Raw genomic sequence first — 25,828 nt, forward strand, 5'->3', positions numbered from 1 at the left:
GTTTGCACTCCTTACTCAGCTTTTACAAGGAATAATGGTTGACCGTATTCTACTAAATCGCCATCTTTGGCAAGTACTTCAACGATTTCACCTTTAACTTCAGCTTCGATTTCGTTGAAAAGCTTCATAGCTTCTACGATACAAACGATTGTTTCATCGCCTACTTTGTCGCCAACTTTTACGTATGCTGGTGAATCTGGGTTTGGAGCTGCATAGAACGTACCAACCATTGGTGATACAATTTTATGTAACGATGGGTCGTTGCTTGCAGGTGCTGCTGCTGGAGCTGCTGGTGCTTCTTCAACTTTCGCTGGAGCTGCTGGTGCTACTGGTGCAGTTTGTTGTACAACAGGGGCTGTTTCTTGTTTTTTAGGTGCTACTGTTTCAGTTACGACAACACCATTCTTTTTTAATTTAACCTTTGCGCCATCTACTTCATAAACGAACTCGTCGATTGAAGAAGAATCTACTAATTTGATAATTTCACGAATTTCTTGAATTTTGAACATTTCTAACTCTCCTTATGAAATAAAATCTACTACAATAACTATTCTATATTTTTTTCAAACAATTTGAAACACTAAAATGAAAATTAAGTAAATATAAACAAAATAAAAGGCTTTCTTTTACTAAACGAAAGCCTTTTCATTATGCTGATATATAACAATGATTAATTAATAAACAGAATATTCCTTTTTTTCTTTATTATTTAATAGTTATTTGCACTGAATTTAACTTGAACGTCATTTGCGCCTTCCCACTCTGTTTTTACTAAATAAATAATTTCATTTGCTTGTGATTTTGATAATTCTTCCGCCATAACCGTTACGGAAACTTTTTCACCTTCCGCTCTAACAAACGCATCATTATAGCCTAAAGACTTAATCAACATTTCAAGCATCGCTTCAGCCGATTCCTGTTTAATCAAGCCATCGATTTCATTGAAAGCCTCATTTTTTTCTTCAGCTGTATATTCTTCAGACGCAATTTTTTGCGTTAATTGTTCACGTAATTGGCTTCTTTCATCATTTACTTGCATACGCATTTCTTCAAATAAATGACTTGGAGACAATACTTCTTGTGTGGCATCTTGCTTACTAGTAGCCTCCTGATCTGTAACACCCGTAATTGCTGTTTGTTGTAATGTATCATCTGTAAAAATCGTTAAGCCATTAAACTGTTTTGCAGGATCCACCAAATAATAAACTGAAATGACTGCTACAAGACTTAATAATGTCATAAACCAAACTGTTCTTCTACGTACGCGCATTTACTTTTCCTCCTTATTTTCCATTGGAACAATAATAATTCGATGAATAGGTAATTGCATCACTTGACTAACGACCGCACGAATTTCATTTTTTACAAATATATCTGATGCTCCTTCTGAAACAATTAGCATTCCTGTTACATCTTTCGTACCTTGGTCAGTCCCTCGAAAATACTGGCTAAATAGTTTATTTTCATCCTTGGCATCTGTCATCTCTCCGTAATAAAAATATACTTTAACCTCCCCAACACCTTGCATTGCCTTAAGCGTTTGCTCAAGTTTTTCTTCACTCGTATTCGGTGTTACTCGCTCATTTGATGAATTCGTTTGATACATAGGTAACACGATGAAAATTCCCACGGAGGCAGCAATCAACATTAAGACGATAAATGACGTTGTTTTTTTTCGTGCCTTTTCCACATCACTTGTACATTGCCTCCTTTCATCTTCTCTTTTTCAAGTGTATGTACGCTTGTTTCCTCCTATGAATTGATAAATGGAATCTTTAATAGCAATTGCAAAAATACTAACGTAATGACAAGTTTTGTTAGTGAAATTATTTGTTTATCATCCGTCAGAAATACGAAAAATTGACAAATAAAGAGCAATGCCAATAAAAGAATCAATCTATCTCCCCCCTGCCAGCACTTGCACGAAAACAATAAGGAAAAAACAAGAAAACATAAATGAAAAAGCAATTAGAAATGATACTGCACATAATGTAAAGAGAGATTTACTAACATGATCAAGTAATTTACATATATCATCAAAAGCAATTGGTTCTAAAATAGCGGCTAATAGTTTTAATGAATACGCACTAACCACAAGCTGGACTGTCGGAATAAACGATACAGTAATCACGGCAATAAAGGCACTTATACTACTAATTGAAGTAGAGAATTGGGTCATATGCTGAAACATCGAAAAACTATCTACGATAAAAGAACCGACTACTGGAATATTTTCTTCTATTAACTTTTTCACCGGCTCTGCAACAGCCTTATTGACACTAAATGCAGCAACACCACTTGCCGACATTAATATGATGTAGCAAATAACAGATGCAGAAACAATACTCATAATAGTAAAACGAATTAATTCTGCAATTCTTGTAAAAGATATTTCTTTGACAATGACACTGCATACATCAAAAACAATGGCAAAAAGTACACCTGGGATAAGCCATTTACTACTAATGATCGTTAAGACTTGTACAAAAAAAAGCAAAAAAGGCTGCCAAGAAGCAATAGCAGTAATACTACTGGATAGCAAAAAACTTGAAGTAAGAATTGGATAAAAGGCTGTGAATATATGAGAAAGTCCTTGTGCAATTTCATCAATAAGTTGAAATGAGTTGACGACTACTGGTCCGATCGTGGCTAACACAATAAGAAAAAAAAGGATTCTTGTCCCTTTTTCAAATTCTGGTAAAAGCATGTTGACAATTAAAGTAATGATGACATAGCCACACAATATGAGCGTCATCTTGAGCAAGAGAAAAAATGGATCGACGAAAAACGAAAGTAGTTGCTCCTGCACTGGCTTCGCCCCTTAGTTTAACCTTTGTAAAATAGATGACACCCCCTGTAAAACAACCACAAATTCTTTAAACCAATACAGTAAAATAACAATTTTAACTGCATCGAAAACGATACTACCCAACACTTTGTAGCTATGCTCCACCAATAACATCGACACCCATTGCCCTACATAAAAAAGACTAGCACTCATTACAATGGCTTTTGCATAGGGCAAAAATGAAAGCATATCGAGAATTTGTTTGACGAAAGGCAATAGGAGTGTCGTAAACAAAAAACTGAACAACAAAAAAGAAAACATTACACTAATTAGCGCGTGGAGTGGCTGTATGACTTCTTTTATAAGCAACAATAAAAGCAGCATGACAACAGCAACAATGACAATTTCCATTTACTTACCCAGATGAGGTTAACCACTGGAAGAATGTTAAAATTTCAGTGAAAAATAGACGTAAAAATCGGAGTAATTCTGCTGTCATATATAAGTAGGCAATAAAAAATAAGAAAAATGAAAATTCTTTCTTCCCTGTTTGATCAAAGAAAACATGAAGAAGCGCTACTACTAGTCCCACTCCAGCGACTCTTAATACGTCTTGTAATTCCATTCATACGCCCCCTCGTGTACAGCAATATATGTCGCACCCCCAAAAAAAAGAACAGTGCCAGTCACTCAAACAATTTAGAATTGTTTGAGTGACTGGCACCTATACTAATTTTTCAATAATACTTTTCACTGTACCGGGTTGCACTAAGTGACTGTTTTCCCCCATCCACATCGATAAATACTGTGGATTGCCTTGTGCTGCACTTTCCTTACGAATAGTGGAGGTTAAATGATGTTGCAATGGATACGGTGCTACAACAGCATCCTTCATATGTTCTGTAAAATGATTGGTTAAGCCACGCGCTGCTTTACCAGTAAAAGCATACGTAATCGTCGTCTGTTGTGGCTTCGACTGCAAGATAGCCTTTTTATACAGTGGTGATATTTCACATTCATCAGCTACCAATAATGCTGTCCCTATTTGTACTGCCTGTGCACCACCCGCTAGTGCGCGCTGCACATCTTCTTGCGAAACAATGCCCCCTGCAACAATAATCGGGATTGTTATGTTGCCTACTACTTGTTGTAGCAAATCTTCACGAGCAATTAATTGCATAGGGTTCGTAAACGAGCCCCGATGCCCCCCTGCCTCACCACCTTGTAAAACAACCGCATCCATACCTGATTGCTCAACTTGAATGGCTTCTTCTAGCGTAGTAGCTGTCCCGATAACATAAATCGCTTTATCCTTTAAACGTTGAATAACTTCTAGAGACGGTATACCAAATGTAAATGAGCACACAGCTACTTGCTCATCCAGAACTGCTTGCAATTGCCCCTCAAAAACTTCGTTTGACATCACACTTTGCACTGGTGATAATCCGAGCTCATCATAGTAAGGCTGTAACGCCATACGTGCTTTTTGGAGAACATCTATATCAATGCGTGGCTCTTCTTGCACAAATAAATTTACGGCAAATGGCTTTTGCGTAAGCTTTTTTACTTCATGAATAAAATTTCTTGTCTGCTCACCATCTAAATAGCCCGCTCCAATTGAGCCTAATATCCCAACTTCCGCACAGGCAGCAACAAATTTTGGTGTAGTAACCCCCGCCATCGGTGCTTGAATAATTGGATAGTGCATTTCAAATTTTTTTAACATTGCATTCACTCCTTACTTTTATTGTAAACCTTATTTCACTTTCCGACCTCCTTCTATTTTTACATATTTTTGTACTTTACTCGATATATGTATTAAAAAAAAGTAAAAACCTACCCTTTTTAAAAGAGTAGGTTTACTAAATACTACTTATGCGCGTGACACGTAAGAAGCTTCAGAAGTGTTAATCACTAACATATCACCTTGGTTCACGAAGAACGGAACTTGCACGATAAGACCTGTTTCAAGCGTAGCAGGTTTTGTACCGCCTGAAGCAGTATCACCTTTAATACCTGGTTCTGTTTCAGTTACTTCTAATTCAACCGTGTTTGGTAATTCTACACCTAGCATTTCACCTTGGTAAGATTGAATGTGTACTTCCATATTTTCTTTTAAGAATTTTAATTCATATTCAATGGCAGCTGAAGCTAGTTCAGTTTGCTCATATGACTCTAAATCCATAAATACATGCTCATCACCTTGAGCATATAAATATTGCATTTTACGATTATCAATTTGTGCTTTCTCTACTTTTTCACCAGCACGGAATGTTTTTTCATTCACAGAACCGTTACGAAGGTTACGTAATTTAGAACGTACGAATGCAGCACCTTTACCTGGTTTAACGTGTTGGAAATCTAACACGCGATATAATTGGCCATCAACAATAATTGTTAGACCTGTACGGAAATCGTTTACTGAAATCATTTGTGTTCCTCCATTGTTTATAAAATGATAAGTTCTTTTGTCGAATGTGTTAGTAGTTCATTACCTGATTCAGTGATTAAAATATCGTCTTCGATACGCACACCACCGACTCCTGGTACGTAAACACCTGGTTCAATCGTCACAGCCATTCCCGGCTCTAAAACCGTATTTGATCGTTTCGATAGGCCAGGGCCTTCATGTACTTCAAGACCAATCCCATGCCCTAATGAATGACCAAATGCCTCACCATAGCCTTTTTCTGTTAAATAGTCACGTGCAATGGCATCTGCTTGAATACCTGTTAAGCCAGGACCAACTTTTTCAAGTGCTAAAAGTTGTGACGCAAGGACTGTATTGTACATTTCTACTAATTTTTCAGATGGCTCACCAACTGCCACCGTACGTGTTATATCCGAAATATAGCCATTGTATAGCGCACCAAAATCAAGCGTGACAAAGTCGCCTTTTTCAATAACTTTATTTGTTGCAACACCATGTGGTAGTGCCGAGCGAAGACCAGACGCTACAATTGTATCAAAAGAGGACTGTGTTGCTCCTTGTTGTCGCATGAAAAATTCTAATTCATTCGAAACGTCAAGCTCTGTTTTACCTGGCTTGATGTAGTCTAAAATATGTGTAAATGCGTGATCAGCAATTTCACACGCAACCTTAATAATATTAATCTCTTGTTCAGTCTTAATCAAGCGAATTTTTTCAATTAATCCAGAAACGGGCACTAAATCAGCTTGAATTACATTTTTATATAACTCATATGTACCATAGCTGACAGAATCTTTCTCAAAGCCCAATAATTTTATACCCATCGCTTTGACTTGTGTCGCAATTTCTTCTAGGAGTGTTACTTCATGTTGCACAATTCGGTAATCCTTAATTTGTGCAGTTGCTTGCTCTGTATAGCGGAAGTCTGTAATAAATACAGCATCATTTTGGGACACAATCGCTACGCCAGCCGTACCAGTAAAACCTGTCATATAACGACGGTTATACTCGTTCGTAATTAAAACGCCATCGATGTTTTGTTCTTGAAGTATTTTACGAAGCTTTTGTAATTTCAACATAATTATTTCTCCCTCTCAATAAAAGTGCGTAGTGCTAGTTCATAGCCTTTTGTACCAAGTCCACTAATTTGACCTAGGCAGGCTGGGGCAAGATAAGAATGATGGCGGAATGCCTCACGTTTGTGGATATTGGAAATATGTACTTCAATAACCGGTACGGTCACTCCTGCAATTGCATCATGTAATGCTACGCTGGTATGAGTATACGCACCTGGATTAAAGATAATCCCATCATACTTTTCATCTTCCGCCTCGTGCACCCAATCTACAAGAACACCCTCGTGATTCGATTGACGAAACTCGACTGTAGCACCAAGAGAAGTCGCAAGATTTTGAACATTATTTTTGACATCGTCTAGTGTTTCATGGCCATAAATATGTGGCTCACGCTTTCCGAGTCGATTTAAGTTTGGTCCATTCAAACATAATAACTTCACGCAGTATTCGCCTCTTTCTATGTACTTGCTTTTTATTTTATCATACCAATTGCATACAGCAACTAATTTCCTTTTTGTGCTGTATGCTCCTTGTAATGAAAATTAGCTGTTTCAAGTAAAAAGCGCAAAAGGCAAATAACTACGACCATAAAAGGGATGGATAATTTTTTAAAAGATGAGGATTGTAACGGTAAATCCAAAACAAACCACTCCAATGTGATTGTTACCAAAAGTCCGAGTAAAAATGAAGTCAAGATTGCAGGTATAATATGAGCATATCGTAATGTCATGTATAAAAAGAATCCGACTAAAAACAGTGCTAACGTTAAAAAACTCCAATGAAATAATTTAGAACTCTCTTCGAACAACTCCCATTTTTTGTAAAAGCCTATTGGATTCCATCGAATAAAATGAAAAAAATGAAGGCCTTTTAAACATAGGGCTAACACAATCGCATTAACAGCAGATGTTATAAGTCCTACTTTCATAATTATCCCTCCTCTATTAAATAATCAGCGTGCACATCGCTTACACGTCCTGTCTTTAGCAATGGCACTGAATGATACATAAGCGCTCTTCCTAAAAAAGCAAAATTATACGATAAGTGTAGCCATAAAGAAAATTTACTATGCGTACCTCTAGAGGTTTTTCGCTAAATTTAGTACAATGGTACAGTTGAAATATATAAAGAGAGTGGTGTTAGCCTTGAGCAATTCACCTGTATACGGGGGACAAGCACAATTAGAGGGTGTGATGTTCGGAGGGAAGGAACATACGATTACTGCCATTCGCCGTAACGATGATTCCATTGATTATTATCATTATAAAAAAGTCCAAAAACCAATCCTGCAAAAGCTAAAAAAAATTCCATTTGTACGTGGGGTTGTTGCACTTATTGAATCAGCAGGTTTAGGTTCACGTCATATGCAATTTTCAGGGGACCGTTATGACGTTACACCCGGCGAAGAAGTCGAAAATGTAGAAGAAAGCGGCTCAAAGCTTCAAATGATTTTAGGCGTAGCTGTTGTCGGGATTCTTTCTTTCCTATTCGGTAAATTTGCATTTACATTAATTCCAGTGTTTATTGCTGATTTATTCTCACCATGGATAGAAGGGAAAGTTGGTCAAGTGCTTCTCGAAAGTGGCATTAAGCTGCTTCTACTGCTTACCTATCTATATTTTATTTCTTTAACACCAATTATTAAACGCGTTTTCCAATATCATGGTGCCGAGCATAAGGTCATTAATTGCTATGAAGCTGGTTTGGATATTACTGTGGAAAATGTACAAGCACAATCTCGTTTACATTATCGATGCGGTAGTAGCTTTATGCTATTCACTGTGTTCGTTGGTATGTTTTTATATTTCTTCGTACCTACAGACCCGCTGTGGTTACGAATTGTAGACCGTATTTTATTAATTCCCGTTGTATTAGGGGTATCATTTGAAGTACTACAAGCAACGAATGCATGCCGCAATATTCCTTTATTACGCTATTTAGGCTATCCTGGTCTATGGCTACAATTACTGACAACAAGAGAGCCGATGGACGAACAGGTCGAAGTTGCGATTGCCTCATTTAATATGCTACGTCGAGTTGAACAACAACCTGAAATCGCTGCAACATTGAATCACGATTAATCAAGATCCATAACTAAGACAATACAAAAACGCACAATTGTTGGTTAAACAGCATTGTGCGTTTTGTTTTCCTAACATCCTAAAAGGGCACTCCTCCCGCGATTACAGAGACTGTACCACATTCAATTGTTGCTTAGCGCTTTCATATTCCTCCTGTAATGACGTAATAATTTCACGCACAGACTCACGTTTTTCAATCGCTGTGACACCATGTCCTGCCGACCAAATATCACGCCAAGCCTTCACATTTACAAGGTGTGTTAAATCAATAGCCTCTTTTGGCTTTAATGTCGACGGGTCAATCCCTTCTTTTATTAAGGATGGAATTAACACATTGACAGGCACGCCACTAAAGGCATCTGTATACAAAACATCATCTGTTGCACTTTCGATAACCATGTTTTTATAAGCCTCTGGTGCATCTCCTTCATGACAAGCAATAAAGCGAGTGCCTAAATAAGCATAGTCCGCTCCAATTATTTGCGCTGCCAATACGTCTGCACCGCTTGAAATCGAGCCTGATAAAATAATGGTGCCATTAAAGAATTTTTTAACCGCAGCGACAAAGCCGAATGGATTCAGTTGTCCACCATGTCCACCAGCTCCTGCACACACAAGAATTAACCCATCTACACCCGTGGCTGCTGATTTCTCAGCATGCTTGACATTTGCCACATCCGCATAGACCTTTCCCCCATAACGATGCACGATATCAATAACACGCTTCGGGTTGCCAAGCGATGTAATGACAATAGGTGGCTCATATTCTTCAATTAATTGTAAATCTTCTTCAAAACGAACATTCGCTACTGGATGACATATAAAATTGACGGCCCACGGTTCTGTTGGCAACGCCTCTTTAATCTCTTGAAGCCAGTCTGCGCAAGTTGAAACGGGTCTTGCATTTAATAACGGGAACGAACCAATAGCCCCCGCTCGACTTGCCTCGATGACCATCGCTGGATTCGAAATTAAAAACATTGGTGCTACAATAATTGGTAAACGTGACATACTCTCTCCCCCTTTCTATATAAACATTCGAGCTGTCTTCCAAAATCCCTACTTCAATATTTTTCTACATGCACTTTTTTATGTAATTTTAAGTTTCATTATCGTTTACTCTCAAAAAACAGAGTTCAAAAAAACAGTTTGGTATACAAGCAAGTATCCTGTCTAAACTGCATCTCACACTAATACTTGCGCTTACTGCTTATTAATGGTTTGCCAAATTTCCAACGCAATTGGATAGCAATTCGAAATTGCAAATACTTCATCTACCGAGAACATTTTTACAAAAACTTCATGTATCCTAAGCGCTAAATTTTCAACAGAAGTTACTGTTGGAAGTAGCTCTACTATCATCCTAATTTCTGGGTCATATTCATCCTCAGGTGTGTAATGCAAAAATCCCTTTGGATCCCAATTATCAATGACTTCCTTAACACTTCGATAGTGCTCCATATTACCCCTCTTTAACATATTTTTCCTCGTAAATATAAAAAGTGCGTTAAACTAATTAACGCACTTCTAGTATAAAATCTTTTTCCTATAAATCACAATAAATCCAATGTTTAATTACTCAAATGTCGTTAACTCTTCGGAAATGGCTGTTAAAAAATCTTTCTCAAACGTAACATAATATTTTCCATCTATCATATCATCTCGAATGCCAGCACTTAACGATACTGATTTAATTGAATGAAGATTTATTTTGTTTTCAAACAATGATTCTAGTGGTATATTGGCTTCAATTTGAGTGGAAAGTTCTTTTAATTTCGATTTCGCCATTTCGTTTTGCGTTTTATTCACCACAATTTGAATAAGATTTAATAAGTTTTCTTCCTTTAAATTTCTCCCGTCTGTAGCAGCCATCATTAATGCCACTACCTCTTCCCCATTTAAACGATTCGTTCCTTTTTTGAAATCTAGTCCTACTTTCGTGATTGCTCTTACGCGAGTATCTTCTTGCAAGTCATAATCTATACCGTTAATAGATGCAATCCATGCTGAAAAGGTCTCTAAGTCGATGACCGCATAATAATCAATGGGTAAATTAAATAGGTTGGAAACGGTCGTTCTTACATTTTCTGCTCCTCCTGAACCAAAAGCATAAGCAAATACTAATTTATCGTGCACTGTAGTCCCATCATTGTTCGCTATCGGTGCATACGTTTCACGAGGAATCGACAGAACTTTCATAGCGTTTTTCTCTTTGCTATATGTAAGTAAAAGATTTAGAGGTATTCTATCGTCCTCCTGTTGTGCTTTCACCGTAATTAAAGTAGTGACAATTTGATCTTCCTGAACTGCTGTTGCATTATTGTTCCCATCTTCATGAAAGCTCCTAGGCAACATCGATGGCATAAATAAAACTAGACATAAGCCTAGCACTAATAATGAAATGAGCACTGGCACAATCTTTTTTGAAGAAGGAACAAGAGACTTCTTTTGTACTCGGTGTTTCTTTTCCAACCTACGAATTTGTTCAAAAACCTTTTGTCGGTCTTCTTGCGTAAATCTTAAATCTTGATTAGAAATCTTCTGCATTTTATCTCTTAATCGTTTATCTTCCATTGAGTTCAGCCTCCTTTATCATCGACTCTAATCGTTGTTTGGCTCTTCTTAATCTCGTTTTCACTGTATTCATTGGAATATCCAATACTTCAGCAATTTCATCTGTCTTTAACGATTCGTAGTAGTAGAGATACACCACTTCCCGATACACTTTTGGAAGAGAAAAGATGGTATCCTTTAGTTCTTCATTATTGTATTTATCGATAACTGTTTTTTCTGTTGATGGGTAAATCGACTTTGCTGTTTCATGAATAAAACTTTTTACTTGTACCATTTTGAAATGCCAACTTTTTAAATAATCTTTACATTCGTTAATTGCAATACGATAGAGCCATGTCTTTATATGGGCATCATAGCGAAACGTATCCACGTTTTTGTAGCATTTGATAAACGTATTTTGCACCATATCCTTCGCAATTTCAGTATCTTTTACATAAGAAAATGCCAATCGTACCAACTCATCACCATATTCAATCATCATTTTTTCTAATAAGAAATCTTTTTCTGTTCTGTCCATCTACTACCCTCCCTTCCTCTCTTAAATTCTGCTATTAGACGATTAGCAAATGATTATAGGTTCAATTTTTAAAAAATAGTATTTTAAAAGTTTGACTAAAAAACCTGTATTTATGAATTACACACGTAATCATAGATACAGGTTTCTACACGGCTCTTCGTCGTTTAATATGTAAGTGTTAAATAAGTTCTACTAACTCTGGATTGAATATCACTTGATGGATCCTCCAACAATCAGAGTATTCTGTAGCAATTTCGTGATTATGCAAGCAGACCCTATTCATTCCATCACATCCATCAAGACCACAACAACCATTTAATCTGCTTCTATTTGAATGGCGTTTTGAATTGATTAAATCCTTGATGTTAATAATGATAGAACCTTTTACTATATCGTAAGCTGTCTCTTGTTGAATTAAATAGAAGCCTCTAGGAATGTAATCTTGACCATCATTTTTATTAATCAAATTTAAATCTTTTAATTCTATTAATGGTTCAAAAATTTCTAATTTACAAGCTTTACAAAGCACTTTCAACTTGTCGTTTCCTCCTTTTATTGAAAACCTTTTTCTTAGTTGCTATGCTAACGATATATCAATCCTATTAAAAGAATATCCTCTTTCACCTTCTGAAACTCTTGTTTCACTCTTCAAAATGTACTTTTAACTAGTTAACTAAATTGTTACATTGATTCTTTCTTCTTGTTCGTTTAAGAAAAGCGCAAGGCTGATTAAATATTGAACGTCCTGTTGTTAAAGAAATATTACAACAACTGCATATATATGATGTTAATGAAGTAAACTATATGATAAAAATCGAACTGATTGGGAGCTTTATTCGTTCGTTTGACCCTTCATTTAGGAAGTAAATATTTCATAATAGAAGGTATTACTAAGAAAAGAGGAGAGATACGATGTTCGATCAAGTTGGGTATTTTATTTTACAAGCTCTGTTAATTCTAACAATTTTAGTTGTTACAGTTGGAATCGCGCTTGGAGAAACGCTGATTCGAAAAAAATAACACTCCACCCAAACGGATTTAGTTGAAGTTACTTTCTACATTACTATTCAGAACAATACTAACCCAATTATCCAATAGAAAACCACCGCATCTCTAATCATTTATAGAGGTGAGGTGGTTTACATTAGGTTTTATTTTACAAACCGCATTTTAATTGTGCACCACAGTTTGTACATGTGTTACAGCCACCCATTTCTTCGACTGTGCCTTTACGACAAACTGGGCATGTGTTCCCAACATCTGAGCCGATAACTGTTGTTGACTCAAGCGCTTGGATTGTATCCACTAATACAACTGGACGTTTTGCATGCTCTTCTACTAATTCTTCTTCAAATGATAATTGATCCATATCATTTTCTTCTGCTTTTAGTGTCAGAACTTGTGAATCACGGCTACCATCAACATAGACCGTACCACCTTTAGCGCCACCTTTATAAAGGCGCTCGTACACTTTTTCAACTTGTTCAACCGTATAGCCTTTCGGTGCATTTACTGTTTTTGAAATCGACGAATCAATCCATTTTTGAATAATGCATTGTACATCCGCATGCGCCTCTGGTTTTAATTCCATTGCCGTCACAAACCATTCAGGTAAATTATCTTCAGATACTTCTGGATGGCGGTCTAAGTATTCTTGAACGATTTCTGCTTTTACTTCAATAAACTTGCCTAGACGACCAGAACGATAGTATGTGAACGAGAAGTATGGTTCTAGACCCGTTGCTACGCCTACCATTGTTCCTGTCGATCCTGTTGGCGCTACTGTTAGTAAATGCGAGTTACGTATACCTGTTGCTAAAATTTGCTCTTTAATGTGTGCTGGCATTTTTTGCATAAAGCCTGTTTCTGTAAAGGCTTTACGTAAACGTGCCGTTTCTTCCTCTGTCGCCCCTACTAGGAATGGGAAGCTGCCACGTTCTTTTGCAAGCTCTGTAGACGCCTCGTAAGCAGTTTCTGCAATTGTTTTAAAGATTTCATCTACAAGTGCATTGCCCGCCTCTGAGCCATATTCTTTTTCACAATAAATAAGTAAATCCGCTAAGCCCATTACGCCTAAGCCCACTCGACGCTCACCAAGAGCTTGTACACGGTTTTCTTCAAGGAAATACGGCGTTGCATCAATTACGTTATCTTGCATACGGACACCAACACGAACCGTTTCACGTAATGCTTCGTAATCAACTGTTTGATTTTCTTTATTGGCAAACTGCGCTAAGTTGACAGCAGCTAAGTTACACACTGAATATGGTGCAAGTGGTTGTTCACCGCAAGGATTCGTCGCAACAACACTTTGACCATATGCTTTTGCGTTTGTCATATCGTTGGCATTGTCTATAAAGAATATCCCTGGCTCTGCCGAATATGTTGCACAGACGTTAATAAGATTCCAAAGCTCTTTTGCTTTAATCGTACGATATGTGCGTACTTTATAGCCCATCTTCTCCCATTCACGTACGTCTCCAACTTTATGCCACTCACTATTGTAAACAGCCATTTCTTCTTTTGTATATTCTTCAACCGCTGGGAAACGCAGGTCAAAATCACCATCTGCTTCAACAGCTTCCATAAATTCTTTCGTTAACGTTACAGAAATATTAGCACCCGTTAAAAACTCTGGGTTATGAACTGTGTACGTACCACCGTCACGCAATTTATTTTCTGCTTCACGAATAATGCCACTATCGAATCCGCCTAAGCCTTCGATGCCTTTATAATTCACAATGCCTTGATACATTGCTTCTTCTTGCATTGAAAGCGGCTTAAAGTTTAATTTTTCTTTCGCTAGACGAATAATCGTCTCATCTGCTGTATTTTCCATTAGGTATCGTAAAATACGTGGATTTTGCATTTTTGAAATAATAAATTCCACGATATCAGGATGCCAATCTGCCAGCATAATCATTTGTGCCCCACGCTTTTTGTTACAAAAAAGTATATTAAAATACCTTTCAGATGTGGTCATTTCTGCCACATTCTTATGCTTTCACATAAGATCAGACTATATCATCAAAGAAGGATTTGATTTTTTCATATTTTCGATTGAGTTGAATGGAGCCAAACTTATATAACTGTTGAGCAATCTTTTTCACATCATCTTTTCTAGTGATGTACAAGTCTACGCAACCTTGTTTTGGATAAAGTTTATGAACAGATAAAGCTAATTGATTATCATGTAGAAATTGTAGCAACGATAGGAGCATTTGACTATTTCCTGTAAACCCTAGTCTTCCTCGACTTGAAATATGTCCATCGGCATCAAAAAAACCTCTTAAATATGCCCACTGTAAATCTTCTCTTCCAAAGTTAACCCAACGTTCAAACCCTGTTTTTCGTGGTGTAATCCCTAATTTTATTAAATCATTACACATTTCTGTTGAATTAATTGTTAAGGCATATTTATTTTGTTCATTGGATGCTCTCCGTCGTCGAAATTTAATTGCATTCAACATATATAATTCTTTAGCGATATCTTCAAGTAGTTGTCGATCTTGCTCTGCAAGTGATAACACTAAGCGTTTAGAAGTCCCACGATCAAAAATGGTTCCATCTCCGGTTATATAGCCAACTAAATAAGCCTTATTTGCTGTATCAACTTGTTTAAAGTAGTTTTCATTATAATGGTATTTTTTATTTTTCAGCTTACCTGCTTCACCAGGTGTTCTCGGTTTAAAAAGTTCTAATTCTTTGTTCCATCTAAGAATTGTTCCTCTACCGATACTGAGCATTTTCGCAATATCTACTTGGCTCATTCCATCTTCATGTAACTCAATAATTTTTTTAATCAATCGTTCTTTGTCTCGCGCCTCGTAAGGACGTCTCCGTACATTACGATTTACTTCTTCCATGCTTACACCTCCAAAATGGTATTAAAGTTTAGGAAGTTTCAATAGTCGTTGAACGTTCATCTGTGTTTCCCCAGATGCTTCGCTGCTGATTGCCCAATCTTTTCTTTTTTTAGCGTTCACGTTTAACTTCACAGTTTACGTTGTAGCAAGAAAAGCTCTCAGGGTGTTCCAGCAATTCACGAGATTTTAATCCCGCCGTTTTGGTTAACGGGATCCACCCTGTTCGACAAGGTGAGTCAGTTTTGCAATGTCATCTAGCCATGATACCGATCCAGACGATTTACCGTTCACTCCACGTGCTAACGTGTTGCGAGGACGAAGTGTTGAACCATTTGTTCCTACACCACCACCACGGCTCATAATTTCCATTACTTGCTTGCGGTGATCACTGATACCTTCACGTGAGTCCGCTACAAACGGCATTACATAGCAGTTAAAGAAAGTTACATCTGTTTCAGAACCTGCTCCATATATGACACGACCAGCTGGTACAAATTTTAATGAAACGAGTTGCTGATAAAATTTTTCAAACCATTCTTGGCGTTTTTCAGCTGTTTTTTCAACAGAAGCAAGCCCTGTTGCATTACGTTTAGCAATTTGCTCATAAAAAATTTCAAGAGGCTTTTCTAGCACGTCAATTGAACGTGTAATCACACCTGTTTCCTGCTCTTTTGGATCATCTAATGCGCTACGGTAGTCTTCCTCAATCAAAATATCTGCTGTTTTTGTAGACATATCAATATGTTGAATTGTTCCTAAACCACGTGCGGGGAATTTTGGATCTGCCTTCACTGTTAATACGACGAAATCACCAGCTTTTAGCGTTTTCTTTTCCGTATCCTTAAATGAGTAGCGGTCGATCATCACAAGTCTTGATACACCTTTATGTGTGATTTGCATATCAGGCGTGACAGGGTGAACCTGTGGGAATTGCTCAATATCTTTGTTTAACTGTTCAATTTGTTTGTTTACATCGGGTTGATGATTTGTAAGTACCATCGTTTTGCCTCCCCTTACAATAATAAATACACAATATCATGTGTTGTTAAACACTACATATTGTGTATGTCGCTTTTAAAAAGATACTATATATAGTTTTTAAATTCAACTCTTGCAATTTCAAATAGATTGGTTACTGCTTGCCATTACAAGGTTTAAACGCTGAAAAAATATTTTTCTTATACCACATTTTACTTTTTAAAGTTCCAATCATCATGCGCATATTTTTTTTCTGCCAACTCATGCACATATTTTAATTGCTCCTCAGAAAGTGTAAATGGTTTTAATTCAATTTGCAACGATTTTGCAAAACCATCTCGAAAAGCAGTTACACATTGTTCAATGGACACAGGTTCTTTTACAAGACTATTAATAGCAACTGCCTTCTCTGGTAGCTTTTTGCGCATACGTTCTTTTGCCGCTTCACTTGAAAAATTAAAAACAGATAATAATTTATCCTCATCAAGATCAAGTAAGATCGCACCATGTTGCAAAATAACACCTTTTTGACGAGTTTGTGCACTACCCGCTATTTTTTTTCCTTCAACAACAAGTTCATACCAACTCGGTGCGTCAAAACACACGGCACTTTTTGGCTGCTTCAAATCTGCCCTTTTTTCCTCTGTGTCAGGCACACTGAAATAGGCATCCATTCCCAAATTATGAAAGCCTTGCAATATTCCTTCACTTAGTACTCGGTACGCCTCTGTTACGGATTCAGGCATATTTGGATAGCTTTCCGTAACAATAACGCTATATGTTAACTCATGTTCATGTAATACTGCTCGACCACCCGTCGGACGACGAACAAATCCTATTCCTTGTTCACGTAACGCATCTAAATTAATATCTCTTTTCGCTTGTTGGAAATAACCAATCGACAATGTCGCTGGCTCCCACTCATAAAAACGAATAACAGGGGGAATTAAACCCTCACTATGCCAATCAAGCAATGCCTCATCTAGTGCCATATTAAAAGAGGGACTACATTTTCCTGAATTTAGAAAATACCAAGTTGTCATTATGTCATCTCCTACATCTATCAATCATTTCTAGCCACAATCTAGTTAATTTTATCAAACTCATTGGACTATCGCCAGCGCATCTTTTATAATAATAAAGAAGATAGAAAGGGGTAAGAAGAAATTGGATATACTTATCACAATTGGTGTCGTTTTAGTAGTGCTAATTGCATATATCGCAATTAATGCAATGCGACTAAAAAAAGCCGTAACCAACCTAACACAAGAACAATTTATTGAAGGCTACCGTAAAGCGCAGTTAATCGATGTGCGTGAACAAAAAGAATTTGATGCAGGTCATATCCTTGGCGCACGAAATGTTCCTTCTACAGCATTACGTCAACGTTATAAAGAAATCCGCCCAGATTTACCAGTATATTTATACTGTCAAAATACAGGCCGTAGCGCGCGTGCTGCTCTTTACCTAAAAAAACGTGGTTACAATCAAATCTACCAGCTTGAAGGCGGCTTCCGTAATTGGACTGGTAAAATTAAAACAAAAAAACAATAAGCAAAGTGAAGTCAATCAGGCTAAAGCGACTATTTAACATAGTCCTATCCTCCGTGAAGTAGGATACTAGCGCTTGGTTTTTTCATAAAAAGAATCCTTTCCAATGTTTTGGTAAAGGATTCTTTTTGCTAATATTCAGAGTTTCTTCTATATAATAGTAGTTGTCTAACGACTAACCATCTAGTTCGCTGTCACCATGTCCTTCATCATGCATCGGACAGAAAAAAGTATAACAGCGTGAAGCGATACTCGGCTCATTTTGCATCATAATGTGGTGCTGTAAATGGGCACTGTTCACCCGCTCCATATTCGCTCTAAGCTGTGCCTCCTCTTCTGCTACTTCTTCTTCCGTCCAACCATCTTCTAACGTCTTATCAGCCAAGTCAGCCATTGTTTGTGTACATTGCTCCATAAAAGCTGTAATCACTGCTTTTTTCTGCTCTTCATTTCCTAATTGGTGTAGTACCCATACATAATCAGCGATCCATTCACCTGTATGGGCATAATGTTGGTAGCCTTTTGCATACCACACAGCGGATTTCTGATAATCTCCAATTCGCCCGTACAACTCTCCTAGCTCTACTTCACCTATAAAGCGTTGCTGTTCTTGTTCAATGATCGCTATCCACTTTTTTGCATGCTGAAAATCGTTGGCTAACACAAAACATTCGACAGCATGCATCAGCCCATAGTCCTCGGTTTCATACGATTTTATAAAAAGGCGAGCAGCCTGTTCATATTTTTGTTGTGCCTGGTACAGAGTTGCTAAATTGTGCGCTACGACCGGTGATTGAAATCGGTTATATGCTTTTTCTAGCCATTGCTGTGCCGAATGATTGTCACCTCGGCGCATAGACAATTCGCCTAATAATGCATACGGGGAATACGTTTTTGGTTGCCATGCAACAGCCTGTAATGCATAGTGATATGCTTCTTCGTATTGCTCCTGTTCTTTATGGTAATCTGCTAAATTATGCGCAACAATACAATTGGGCTGTTTTGAAAATGCATCTAGCAATAATAATTTTGCTTGTTTACTCTCCCCTTCTAGTGCTAACAACCGTGCTGCTTCTTTTACTCGCTCCATTCCTCCACCTCTTTTAGCTTTGTAGTTGTAAAAATAATGATAATGTATCTATTACTCTATGTCTAAAATAACTATTTTTTGTAACAAATATATCATCATGAAACCAATTCTTCTTTTTTCCTGCATACTACTGAAAATTGACCCTTGTATTATTGGCTCGTCATTGGTAGGATAAATAATATCTTAAAATAAAGATTGAAGCTATGAATGCTATGGATGAAACTATAGCAGGAGCATTTCTGGAGAGAGCGCAATTAGCGTCGCCGAAGGGTTCACTATCTCAGGCAAAAGGACAGAGGAGTAAGATAAACTTTCACCATGAAAGCTATACCACACGACGAATGTTATATTGTATTTTTCACAAACTGAACTTTCGGACATGGTATTTTTATTCTGACGTTTACGAGACTAGTGTTGCTACTAGTCTCTTTTTTATTTTCCAGCTAGCGCTTCTACGCATCTTATGGGGGAATAAACTTGGAACAACATCAGTTAAAACGAGAATTAAAAAATCGCCATGTGCAACTTATTGCAATTGGCGGAACAATTGGGACTGGCTTATTTTTAGGATCAGGTAAAGCAATTGCTTTAGCAGGGCCTTCGATTATTTTGGCTTACCTCATTGTTGGGATCGCCTTATTTTTTGTCATGCGGGCACTAGGCGAACTACTATTATCAAACGCAGGCTATACATCATTTACAGATTTCGCCACAGAGTACATCGGTCCTTGGGCTGGGTATGTTACTGGTTGGACCTACTGGTTTTGTTGGATAATGACCGCGATGGCAGATATTATTGCCGTCGGTGTCTATGTACAATATTGGTTTAATATTCCGCAATGGGTACCCGCTATTGGCTGTCTCGTACTCTTATTATTTCTTAATTTATTGACAGTAAAGCTTTTTGGAGAACTCGAATTTTGGTTTGCACTGATTAAAGTTGTAACAATTGTTGCATTAATAATTATTGGATTATTCATGCTATTTACAGGCTTTCAAACAACTTCTGGCACTGTATCAGTAAACAATCTTTGGGCACATGGCGGGCTGTTCCCAAACGGTATTTATGGCTTCCTAATGGCCTTCCAAATGGTTGTTTTTGCTTTCGTAGGAGTTGAACTAGTCGGTGTTTCTGCTGCAGAAACAGCAGATCCGAAAAAAAATATTCCATCTGCCATTAATAAAATTCCACTGCGTATTTTACTATTTTATGTAGGCGCATTAACAGTCATTTTATGCATCAACCCTTGGTATGAAATGTCTGCTACAAGCAGTCCATTTGTACAAGTATTTTCATTAGCAGGTATACCTATCGCAGCAGGTATTATCAATTTTGTTGTGCTGACATCTGCGGCTTCAGCAGGCAATAGTGGTTTATTTTCTACAAGTCGTATGCTTTATAATCTTGGCCGTCACAAGCAGGCATCCGCTTCTTTTGCTAAGCTAAATAAAAACAGTGTGCCAAGTAACGCACTTGTTCTTTCAGCAATCGTTGTATCAATAGGGGCATTACTGAGCAAGCTCATGCCAGAAAACGCCTTTAGCGTCGTGACAACAATTAGTGCTATTTGTTTTATTTGGGTATGGAGTATTATTCTAATCTCGCATATTATCTATAAACGTAAAAATCGCGCCCTCCATGAAGCGTCGATTTTTAAAGCACCATTGACACCTTTTGTGAACTATTTAGTACTTGCTTTCTTCGCGTTTTTGTTAGTAATTATGTTGATTTCTGAAGCGACTAGAACAGCGCTTTTACTAACACCTATCTGGTTTATCGTTCTTTTCATTCTTTATAAAAGCAAAAATATCAACAATAGATAACAGCATTTTTATAAATTGGCGACAAATCCACAGCAAGACGCAATTACAATGCATTGCGTCTTGTCTTTCATTATAATAGATGATTAAACCGCCTACAGTTCACCAATTAACCAACAAGTCTCTCCTCTTACAAACTTTACCTTTTCCAAAATAAACATATTATAAAACGAAAAATAACCTACTTTTTAGAGTGATTAATAGAAAGAAAAATAGTGTAATTTCATTTATTTATATATTGAAAATTTTCAGTTATTTAATTATAATGTCCCTAAGAAATTTGTACCCTTATGTTTTAAATGGCTTGGTGAGCAAGAATGCGAACTTGATATTCAAACATCTACTATTCATACAAAGGGGCAAAAACAATGAAAATGAAAAATCTATTGATTACATTAGTTAGTGTTGTCATTGTGTTTTTCATAATAAGCTTAGTCCAAGAAAGCATTACATGGCCGTTACTACAAGTATTAATAATCATAGGTTTTATTATCAATCTATGCATGTCTTTAATTTCTAAAAAGAAAAATATACAGTAAATATCAAAAAGTGTTTCTATAGTTTTATATTTATAATCAATCATTTTGTAGCGGGTATTAAATTGAATAACCTTGGCATGACACAATGAACCCCTACAACAGAAAAAGTATTCTTAAACATGACTTCACAAGGCATATGAAATTTAAAAGCACCAGCCATCAAGTACAACTTAAATGTATTTCTTTCTATTGTTAATCAATTAAAGCTATTTAAAAAAAGTTGACTCTAGTGGGAACGTAAGCCGCAACAATCTGTCTTTTACGACGGTTGCGGTTTACGTGTGTACCTGCGGACAGCACCCTCCCGTAATAAGATATATTCACTACTTTTAACATCAAAAAATCGTCATATTCCACTCATCTGCAACATGCTTTAGTAACTTTACACCTGCTACACTATTTCCAATGTCATCAATAGCTGGCCCATAAATGCCAATACCACAACCAGTTGGAAAAGGCGATTCCAAGCTTGCGTGATTGGGAACAGCCGCAACAATGGCACCAGAGACACCACTTTTAGCTGGCAAACCGATAAAAGCAGCAAACTTACCTGATGCATTATACATACCACATGTCACCATTAGGGCTTTCGCTAATTTAGCCACTTGTTTTGGAAAAAGCTGGATTTTTCGTTGTGGATGATAGCCATCATTCGCGATTACTAAGCCAATCATTGCTAAATCCGAAACATTGACTTCAATTGCACATTGCTTCAAATAAACTTCCAATGCTTCTTCAACTGGACAATCTAAAAAGCCCGAATCCATTAAATAGTAGGCTAATGATCGATTGCGATTAGCTGTTTGCCATTCAGATTGAAACACTTCTTCGTTTACCTTTAACTGTTTGCCAACCATTTGTTCTAAAAACAACAGGATTTTAGCCACTTTCTCCTGTGGCGAACTGCCATCCAGCATCGAGGACACTGTAATCGCTCCTGCATTAATCATCGGATTAAAAGGTTTGCCAGGCTGATGACTTTCAAGACGAATAATCGAATTGAACGTATCCCCAGTAGGCTCAACATCTACCCGTTCTAAAACATACGGCAACCCTCGGTCCATACAAGCTAAAATAAAGGTCACAACTTTTGAAACACTTTGGAGGGTAAATAATTCCGTTACATCCCCTCCAACGATTTGTTCACTATTCGGTCCAATAATGGAGATGGCTAGTTGTTGTGGATCTTTTTGCGCTAAAGCTGGAATATAGCTGGCACATTTCCCTTCTTTAGCAAAGGGACGGAACTGCTCAACCCACTGCCCTATCGATTGACTATCGTGATGTTCAACTTGATGATGATGTATTCGCATTGCTGTGCTCTCCTTTTCTAGTTAAAAACAGAGCCCTCATAGCTTGAACTACGAAGACTCTATTTGATTAATCTAAGTCAACCATGTATTGTAGCGTCTGTCATAAGGTATGACAAAAGAGAATGTCTAAACAGTTACTGCTTTTCGGACTTAGTATACACAATGAATGACTTCTCAAACCTTACCTTAAATATAATACCAAATTAGCCCCTGTTAGACTAAGACAAAAATAGTATGTAAGGTTTGTCTTTCCCCTTACATACTATTTTTACAGATTACACAGAAGTCTGCTTACAGATCGCCTGCGTACATATTCTTATACAGATTTTCTAGTTTTTTAGAGAGTTTACCATAAGCAGTTTGCCAAGCTTTGCGAGCAGCTTCATTGCCATTTGTATCAGGTACATATAGCGCATGAACCTCTGCTACTTTTTTCAAGTCATTCTCTGCCTGTGTCAGCTTCGAATAATTTTTTACGACGCTTTTTTCAGAAGCAGTTAGTTTATCGTAAGCAGTGCGAATTTCCGCCACTTTTGCTTCTAAAGTCACAATATAATCGCCATTTTGGACAAGTGAATTAATGTCCTCTATTAACGTTAATGCAATATCGTTTGCTTGCTGAAGTTCTTTCTCCTTGGCGATAATTTGTTGGCGAACATTTTCACTGACTAAGCTCATTTGTTTAGATGTTAGCTTCGCAAATGCTTTAATAACTGTTGTCGGATTGCTTGCAAACGACTTATCGTATTGCTTCATAAATGACTCTACCTTTTTAACATCTGCAATAGCTGCTGTTAAAATTGCCGCATTTGTTACACGTTTTTTATCGCTGGAACTTAGTTTATTATATTGGTTCGCTAAGTTTTGAATATCCTGTATGGATACTTTATATAAATCATCCGTTTCAATTGCCGCAATATCTTGTATTAATTTTGAAATATCAGGTGCAGTCGTGTCTACTAAACGATTATTTAATAAATCCTCGTACTGCGCTTTCGCTAAATGCTGTTGATTGGCAGGCAATTTCGCATAAGCTGCTTCGACTGATTGAATTTTTTTCGTTTGCTTTGCAACATCTAGTTCTTCTCGAGCTGCTTGTACTTTTTTATGGAATGCTCTTACCCCAGTAAGATCTTTTGTCGCTGTAGTTAATAAATCATAGTTCGTTACATATTTTCGTGCTGGAGATGATAATTTTTTATATTGCTTTGTTGCCTCTTCTACTTCCGCTTCAAATTGCGTAAATGTATAACTTGTTACATTGGTGAAAGCTTGTATTTTAACTTTCAGTGCTTCAGCATCTGCCTTGTCAGTAGGTTCATTGCCATTATTTCCTACCGTTATAGTTGGAGAACTATTTAAAAATTCCTGCGCATTATAAACAAGTGATTGCTGTAAAGTCGTTAATTTATTGTATGCTTTTAGTGTATTACTGTAGCTCGTTTTCAGCTTACTTTCTGTCACGCCAGCTGTGTTGGCAAGCTTTTTGTAACCATCCATATCTTTAATCACTTTTTCAGCCGCTTTAAAGTCTTTTTGCATGATTAAAATACGGTCATAGTCGATAATTTTAGCCGCTGAATTTTTTGTTAAACTTTTATAATCTGACACTATTTTATTAATATTGTTCACATAGCCTTGCCATGTATCTGCTGTAGGCTTAATTTGATATTGCTTATCGCCAATATACGATTTAATATCCGCATTCAAACGATCGATCATATCCTGCTCTGCATTTTCCGCATTAAGCAACTTCACTTTATAGTCATTTGGCACTAAAAGCAATTGTTTATACGTTAATTTTTCATAGCTAGAGCGAATGGATTTAGCAATTGTCACCTGCTTGTTCGCTGTCGTATTCGCTGTCAATTTATCAAAAAGTTTAATAAACTGTTCTATCTTTTTCAAATCTTGCTTAGCGTCTTTAAGTATCGTTTGATTTTGTACAGCCACTTGATAATTTTTCGATAGTTTCGCAATATCAGCTTCTATTTTGTTTACCGCTAGCTGTAATGCTTCGACACTGTTAGGGGCATACTTAATGAGCGCACTATCATAGTTTAATAGCGCCACAATCTCATTATTAATTCTTCTCACTTCTGCTAAATCTGCGGTATCAGATGGTTCTTTCACTAAAGCTTTAATACCACTGTACAAAGTATCATTTACGTCTAAACTACGTTGTAATAAATCAAGCTTGTCATACGACGCTTCTAGATCGCTAATATATTTCGCCAGGTCTTTTTGCTCAACTGTTTTAATATTGTCTAATTGCTTATTTAATTTGCTAATAGCCTCAACATCTGCCAATGCACGCTTTAGCACATCATAGTTCGTAATGCTTGCCTTTGCAGTAGCTGAAAGAGCTTGGTAATTCGTTTCTAATGCTTTTACATTCGCTTCAAATGATGCAAAATCTGTTACCTGATACTTGCTATCGCTTTTGCGTAAATTCGTAATGCTCGTCACAAGTGTTTCAATTGGCTGTTTCGAAACGGTCAGCACTTCTGTGAAATCAGATTCCACTCTCTTAGTACCGACTTTCGCAATTACTCTGACCGATATATCTTTTTTATTTGTTTCAAGCGCATCTTTAGGAATCGTATAGGACTCTGTATTTACTCCCGAAATAATCGTAAACACATCACCCGTTTTATAAAACCATTCATAGCTATATGTAATTTGATTACTTTGAATTACAGCACCCTTCGTATCAGTAACTTTAGCTCCGATTACTTTCACTGTGTCACCAGGTAATACATTATTTTGAGGACCGTACCCCTCAAAAGAAGGCTTCTCAATTTTTAAAGACAACTCGGGTACCACTATTGGGCTACTCGTATATTTAGTATCTGTCGTCGTCACAGCCTCCACTAGGACTGTTTTACCCTCTGCCTCTACCGGTAATTTAAATGTAGCCTCTGTTGAACTAGGAATTGGTTTATTGGAACCCCCTTCAACATAATACCACTGATAACTTTTTATGTATGTGCCAGCTGGTGCACCTTTTAAGTCGGCATTAAGCGTTACACCTACTAAAGGGTTACCTGTTATTGTAAGGGTCGTTACTTCTTCTGCCCCTGCTACAGCAGGCACAACAAATGCTGCGGGAATAGCCGCTACTGTAAAAAGATATTTTTTATTCAAAACGTGTTGACCTCCTTTTTGTTACCTACGATATATATCGGTAAATAAACAAAAAT

The 25,828-nt window shown here is 37.1% G+C and carries 25 protein-coding genes, 2 pseudogenes and 1 riboswitch; of the genes and pseudogenes, 3 read left to right on the plus strand and 24 right to left on the minus strand.

The window, feature by feature from the left end; all coding sequences use genetic code 11:
* Window positions 1-11: 11 nt before the first annotated feature.
* The 12 genes from accB to MHH88_RS13550 form a co-directional block, all read right to left on the minus strand.
* Window positions 12-509: an acetyl-CoA carboxylase biotin carboxyl carrier protein gene (accB, locus tag MHH88_RS13495; protein WP_025219926.1), complete on the minus strand. Its 498-nt coding sequence runs from the start codon at window positions 507-509 to the stop codon at window positions 12-14.
* Window positions 510-709: 200 nt separating this feature from the next.
* A complete protein-coding gene (locus MHH88_RS13500) occupies window positions 710-1,270 on the minus strand; it encodes a SpoIIIAH-like family protein (RefSeq protein WP_025219927.1) in 561 nt (186 codons plus the stop codon).
* Window positions 1,271-1,690: a hypothetical protein gene (locus MHH88_RS13505; protein WP_025219928.1), complete on the minus strand. Its 420-nt coding sequence runs from the start codon at window positions 1,688-1,690 to the stop codon at window positions 1,271-1,273.
* A 62-nt stretch (window positions 1,691-1,752) separates the two neighbouring features.
* Window positions 1,753-1,896, minus strand: coding sequence for a hypothetical protein (locus MHH88_RS13510; protein ID WP_162832708.1), 144 nt, complete (start codon window positions 1,894-1,896; stop codon window positions 1,753-1,755).
* A 1-nt stretch (window position 1,897) separates the two neighbouring features.
* Window positions 1,898-2,809: a stage III sporulation protein AE gene (locus MHH88_RS13515; RefSeq protein ID WP_025219929.1), complete on the minus strand. Its 912-nt coding sequence runs from the start codon at window positions 2,807-2,809 to the stop codon at window positions 1,898-1,900.
* Between the two features lie 12 nt (window positions 2,810-2,821).
* The gene (locus tag MHH88_RS13520) at window positions 2,822-3,199 is read right to left on the minus strand and encodes a hypothetical protein (RefSeq protein WP_024361190.1); all 378 of its coding nucleotides are present in this window, start codon (window positions 3,197-3,199) and stop codon (window positions 2,822-2,824) included.
* Between the two features lie 4 nt (window positions 3,200-3,203).
* Complete coding sequence (locus tag MHH88_RS13525; protein WP_008179863.1) at window positions 3,204-3,413, minus strand: hypothetical protein; 210 nt, start codon at window positions 3,411-3,413, stop codon at window positions 3,204-3,206.
* A 99-nt stretch (window positions 3,414-3,512) separates the two neighbouring features.
* Window positions 3,513-4,514, minus strand: coding sequence for a nitronate monooxygenase (locus MHH88_RS13530; protein ID WP_339258694.1), 1,002 nt, complete (start codon window positions 4,512-4,514; stop codon window positions 3,513-3,515).
* A 147-nt stretch (window positions 4,515-4,661) separates the two neighbouring features.
* Window positions 4,662-5,219: an elongation factor P gene (gene efp, locus MHH88_RS13535; RefSeq protein WP_339258696.1), complete on the minus strand. Its 558-nt coding sequence runs from the start codon at window positions 5,217-5,219 to the stop codon at window positions 4,662-4,664.
* Between the two features lie 17 nt (window positions 5,220-5,236).
* A complete protein-coding gene (locus MHH88_RS13540; protein ID WP_069513082.1) occupies window positions 5,237-6,298 on the minus strand; it encodes a Xaa-Pro peptidase family protein in 1,062 nt (353 codons plus the stop codon).
* Window positions 6,299-6,300: 2 nt separating this feature from the next.
* A complete protein-coding gene (gene aroQ / locus MHH88_RS13545; RefSeq protein ID WP_069513081.1) occupies window positions 6,301-6,735 on the minus strand; it encodes a type II 3-dehydroquinate dehydratase in 435 nt (144 codons plus the stop codon).
* A gap of 62 nt (window positions 6,736-6,797) precedes the next feature.
* On the minus strand, window positions 6,798-7,223 hold the full coding sequence (locus MHH88_RS13550; RefSeq protein WP_069513080.1) for a hypothetical protein: 426 nt from the start codon (window positions 7,221-7,223) through the stop codon (window positions 6,798-6,800).
* A gap of 178 nt (window positions 7,224-7,401) precedes the next feature.
* Between MHH88_RS13550 and MHH88_RS13555 the strand changes: the two genes are divergently transcribed.
* On the plus strand, window positions 7,402-8,376 hold the full coding sequence (locus MHH88_RS13555) for a DUF1385 domain-containing protein (RefSeq protein WP_339258698.1): 975 nt from the start codon (window positions 7,402-7,404) through the stop codon (window positions 8,374-8,376).
* A 102-nt stretch (window positions 8,377-8,478) separates the two neighbouring features.
* On the opposite strand, the gene MHH88_RS13560 is transcribed toward MHH88_RS13555, so the two are convergent.
* The 9 genes and pseudogenes from MHH88_RS13560 to MHH88_RS13600 all read right to left on the minus strand — a co-directional run bounded on the left by MHH88_RS13560 (window position 8,479) and on the right by MHH88_RS13600 (window position 17,354).
* Window positions 8,479-9,387, minus strand: a complete 909-nt coding sequence (locus tag MHH88_RS13560; RefSeq protein ID WP_339258700.1) for a nitronate monooxygenase — start codon at window positions 9,385-9,387, stop codon at window positions 8,479-8,481.
* Window positions 9,388-9,579: 192 nt separating this feature from the next.
* Window positions 9,580-9,837 (minus strand): DUF1871 family protein, encoded by a 258-nt coding sequence (locus MHH88_RS13565; RefSeq protein WP_339258702.1) that lies wholly within the window; start codon window positions 9,835-9,837, stop codon window positions 9,580-9,582.
* Between the two features lie 114 nt (window positions 9,838-9,951).
* On the minus strand, window positions 9,952-10,950 hold the full coding sequence (locus MHH88_RS13570) for an LCP family protein (protein ID WP_339258704.1): 999 nt from the start codon (window positions 10,948-10,950) through the stop codon (window positions 9,952-9,954).
* A complete protein-coding gene (locus tag MHH88_RS13575) occupies window positions 10,940-11,467 on the minus strand; it encodes a sigma-70 family RNA polymerase sigma factor (protein WP_024361204.1) in 528 nt (175 codons plus the stop codon). Before MHH88_RS13575 ends, MHH88_RS13570 begins: the two co-directional genes overlap by 11 nt.
* A 178-nt stretch (window positions 11,468-11,645) precedes the next feature.
* The gene (locus MHH88_RS13580; RefSeq protein WP_339263064.1) at window positions 11,646-11,996 is read right to left on the minus strand and encodes a hypothetical protein; all 351 of its coding nucleotides are present in this window, start codon (window positions 11,994-11,996) and stop codon (window positions 11,646-11,648) included.
* 627 nt (window positions 11,997-12,623) lie between these two features.
* A pseudogene (locus MHH88_RS13585) lies at window positions 12,624-14,405 on the minus strand (vitamin B12-dependent ribonucleotide reductase); the annotation flags it as partial.
* Between the two features lie 76 nt (window positions 14,406-14,481).
* Window positions 14,482-15,333 (minus strand): LAGLIDADG family homing endonuclease, encoded by an 852-nt coding sequence (locus tag MHH88_RS13590; protein WP_103976296.1) that lies wholly within the window; start codon window positions 15,331-15,333, stop codon window positions 14,482-14,484.
* A gap of 207 nt (window positions 15,334-15,540) precedes the next feature.
* Window positions 15,541-16,332 (minus strand): annotated as a pseudogene (locus MHH88_RS13595) (ribonucleotide reductase N-terminal alpha domain-containing protein); the annotation flags it as partial.
* Window positions 16,333-16,523: 191 nt separating this feature from the next.
* The gene (locus MHH88_RS13600; RefSeq protein ID WP_069513073.1) at window positions 16,524-17,354 is read right to left on the minus strand and encodes a biotin/lipoate A/B protein ligase family protein; all 831 of its coding nucleotides are present in this window, start codon (window positions 17,352-17,354) and stop codon (window positions 16,524-16,526) included.
* A 124-nt stretch (window positions 17,355-17,478) separates the two neighbouring features.
* On the opposite strand from MHH88_RS13600, the gene MHH88_RS13605 reads away from it, so the two are divergent.
* Complete coding sequence (locus tag MHH88_RS13605; protein WP_024361208.1) at window positions 17,479-17,865, plus strand: rhodanese-like domain-containing protein; 387 nt, start codon at window positions 17,479-17,481, stop codon at window positions 17,863-17,865.
* 172 nt (window positions 17,866-18,037) lie between these two features.
* Here the strand turns inward: MHH88_RS13605 and MHH88_RS13610 are convergent, their stop codons facing one another.
* The gene (locus MHH88_RS13610) at window positions 18,038-18,952 is read right to left on the minus strand and encodes a tetratricopeptide repeat protein (RefSeq protein ID WP_339258708.1); all 915 of its coding nucleotides are present in this window, start codon (window positions 18,950-18,952) and stop codon (window positions 18,038-18,040) included.
* Window positions 18,953-19,181: 229 nt separating this feature from the next.
* Window positions 19,182-19,258, plus strand: a riboswitch (glycine riboswitch).
* A gap of 171 nt (window positions 19,259-19,429) precedes the next feature.
* Here MHH88_RS13610 and MHH88_RS13615 point away from each other — a divergent pair.
* Window positions 19,430-20,776: an amino acid permease gene (locus tag MHH88_RS13615; RefSeq protein ID WP_024361210.1), complete on the plus strand. Its 1,347-nt coding sequence runs from the start codon at window positions 19,430-19,432 to the stop codon at window positions 20,774-20,776.
* Window positions 20,777-21,647: 871 nt separating this feature from the next.
* Here MHH88_RS13615 and MHH88_RS13620 read toward each other — a convergent pair.
* Window positions 21,648-22,625, minus strand: a complete 978-nt coding sequence (locus MHH88_RS13620; protein ID WP_069513071.1) for a glutaminase — start codon at window positions 22,623-22,625, stop codon at window positions 21,648-21,650.
* A 291-nt stretch (window positions 22,626-22,916) separates the two neighbouring features.
* Window positions 22,917-25,772 carry a hypothetical protein gene (locus MHH88_RS13625; protein ID WP_339258711.1) on the minus strand — a complete coding sequence of 952 codons (2,856 nt, stop codon included), beginning with the start codon at window positions 25,770-25,772 and terminating at the stop codon, window positions 22,917-22,919.
* Window positions 25,773-25,828 lie beyond the last annotated feature (56 nt).

Source organism: Lysinibacillus sp. FSL K6-3209 (assembly GCF_037976175.1).
Lineage (GTDB): Bacteria > Bacillota > Bacilli > Bacillales_A > Planococcaceae > Lysinibacillus > Lysinibacillus sphaericus_D.

What these genes read in the sequence shown, in the direction of transcription:
- MHH88_RS13590 (WP_103976296.1), bottom strand. Translation starts at nt 15,333, where the DNA reads ATGGAAGAAGTAAATCGTAATGTACGGAGACGTCCTTACGAGGCGCGA.
- MHH88_RS13575 (WP_024361204.1), bottom strand. Translation starts at nt 11,467, where the DNA reads ATGGACAGAACAGAAAAAGATTTCTTATTAGAAAAAATGATGATTGAA.
- MHH88_RS13520 (WP_024361190.1), bottom strand. Translation starts at nt 3,199, where the DNA reads ATGGAAATTGTCATTGTTGCTGTTGTCATGCTGCTTTTATTGTTGCTT.
- MHH88_RS13610 (WP_339258708.1), bottom strand. Translation starts at nt 18,952, where the DNA reads ATGGAGCGAGTAAAAGAAGCAGCACGGTTGTTAGCACTAGAAGGGGAG.
- MHH88_RS13530 (WP_339258694.1), bottom strand. Translation starts at nt 4,514, where the DNA reads ATGTTAAAAAAATTTGAAATGCACTATCCAATTATTCAAGCACCGATG.
- MHH88_RS13560 (WP_339258700.1), bottom strand. Translation starts at nt 9,387, where the DNA reads ATGTCACGTTTACCAATTATTGTAGCACCAATGTTTTTAATTTCGAAT.
- MHH88_RS13600 (WP_069513073.1), bottom strand. Translation starts at nt 17,354, where the DNA reads ATGACAACTTGGTATTTTCTAAATTCAGGAAAATGTAGTCCCTCTTTT.
- MHH88_RS13525 (WP_008179863.1), bottom strand. Translation starts at nt 3,413, where the DNA reads ATGGAATTACAAGACGTATTAAGAGTCGCTGGAGTGGGACTAGTAGTA.
- MHH88_RS13620 (WP_069513071.1), bottom strand. Translation starts at nt 22,625, where the DNA reads ATGCGAATACATCATCATCAAGTTGAACATCACGATAGTCAATCGATA.
- MHH88_RS13500 (WP_025219927.1), bottom strand. Translation starts at nt 1,270, where the DNA reads ATGCGCGTACGTAGAAGAACAGTTTGGTTTATGACATTATTAAGTCTT.
- efp (WP_339258696.1), bottom strand. Translation starts at nt 5,219, where the DNA reads ATGATTTCAGTAAACGATTTCCGTACAGGTCTAACAATTATTGTTGAT.
- MHH88_RS13570 (WP_339258704.1), bottom strand. Translation starts at nt 10,950, where the DNA reads ATGGAAGATAAACGATTAAGAGATAAAATGCAGAAGATTTCTAATCAA.
- MHH88_RS13565 (WP_339258702.1), bottom strand. Translation starts at nt 9,837, where the DNA reads ATGGAGCACTATCGAAGTGTTAAGGAAGTCATTGATAATTGGGATCCA.
- MHH88_RS13540 (WP_069513082.1), bottom strand. Translation starts at nt 6,298, where the DNA reads ATGTTGAAATTACAAAAGCTTCGTAAAATACTTCAAGAACAAAACATC.
- MHH88_RS13555 (WP_339258698.1), top strand. Translation starts at nt 7,402, where the DNA reads ATGGTACAGTTGAAATATATAAAGAGAGTGGTGTTAGCCTTGAGCAAT.
- accB (WP_025219926.1), bottom strand. Translation starts at nt 509, where the DNA reads ATGTTCAAAATTCAAGAAATTCGTGAAATTATCAAATTAGTAGATTCT.
- MHH88_RS13550 (WP_069513080.1), bottom strand. Translation starts at nt 7,223, where the DNA reads ATGAAAGTAGGACTTATAACATCTGCTGTTAATGCGATTGTGTTAGCC.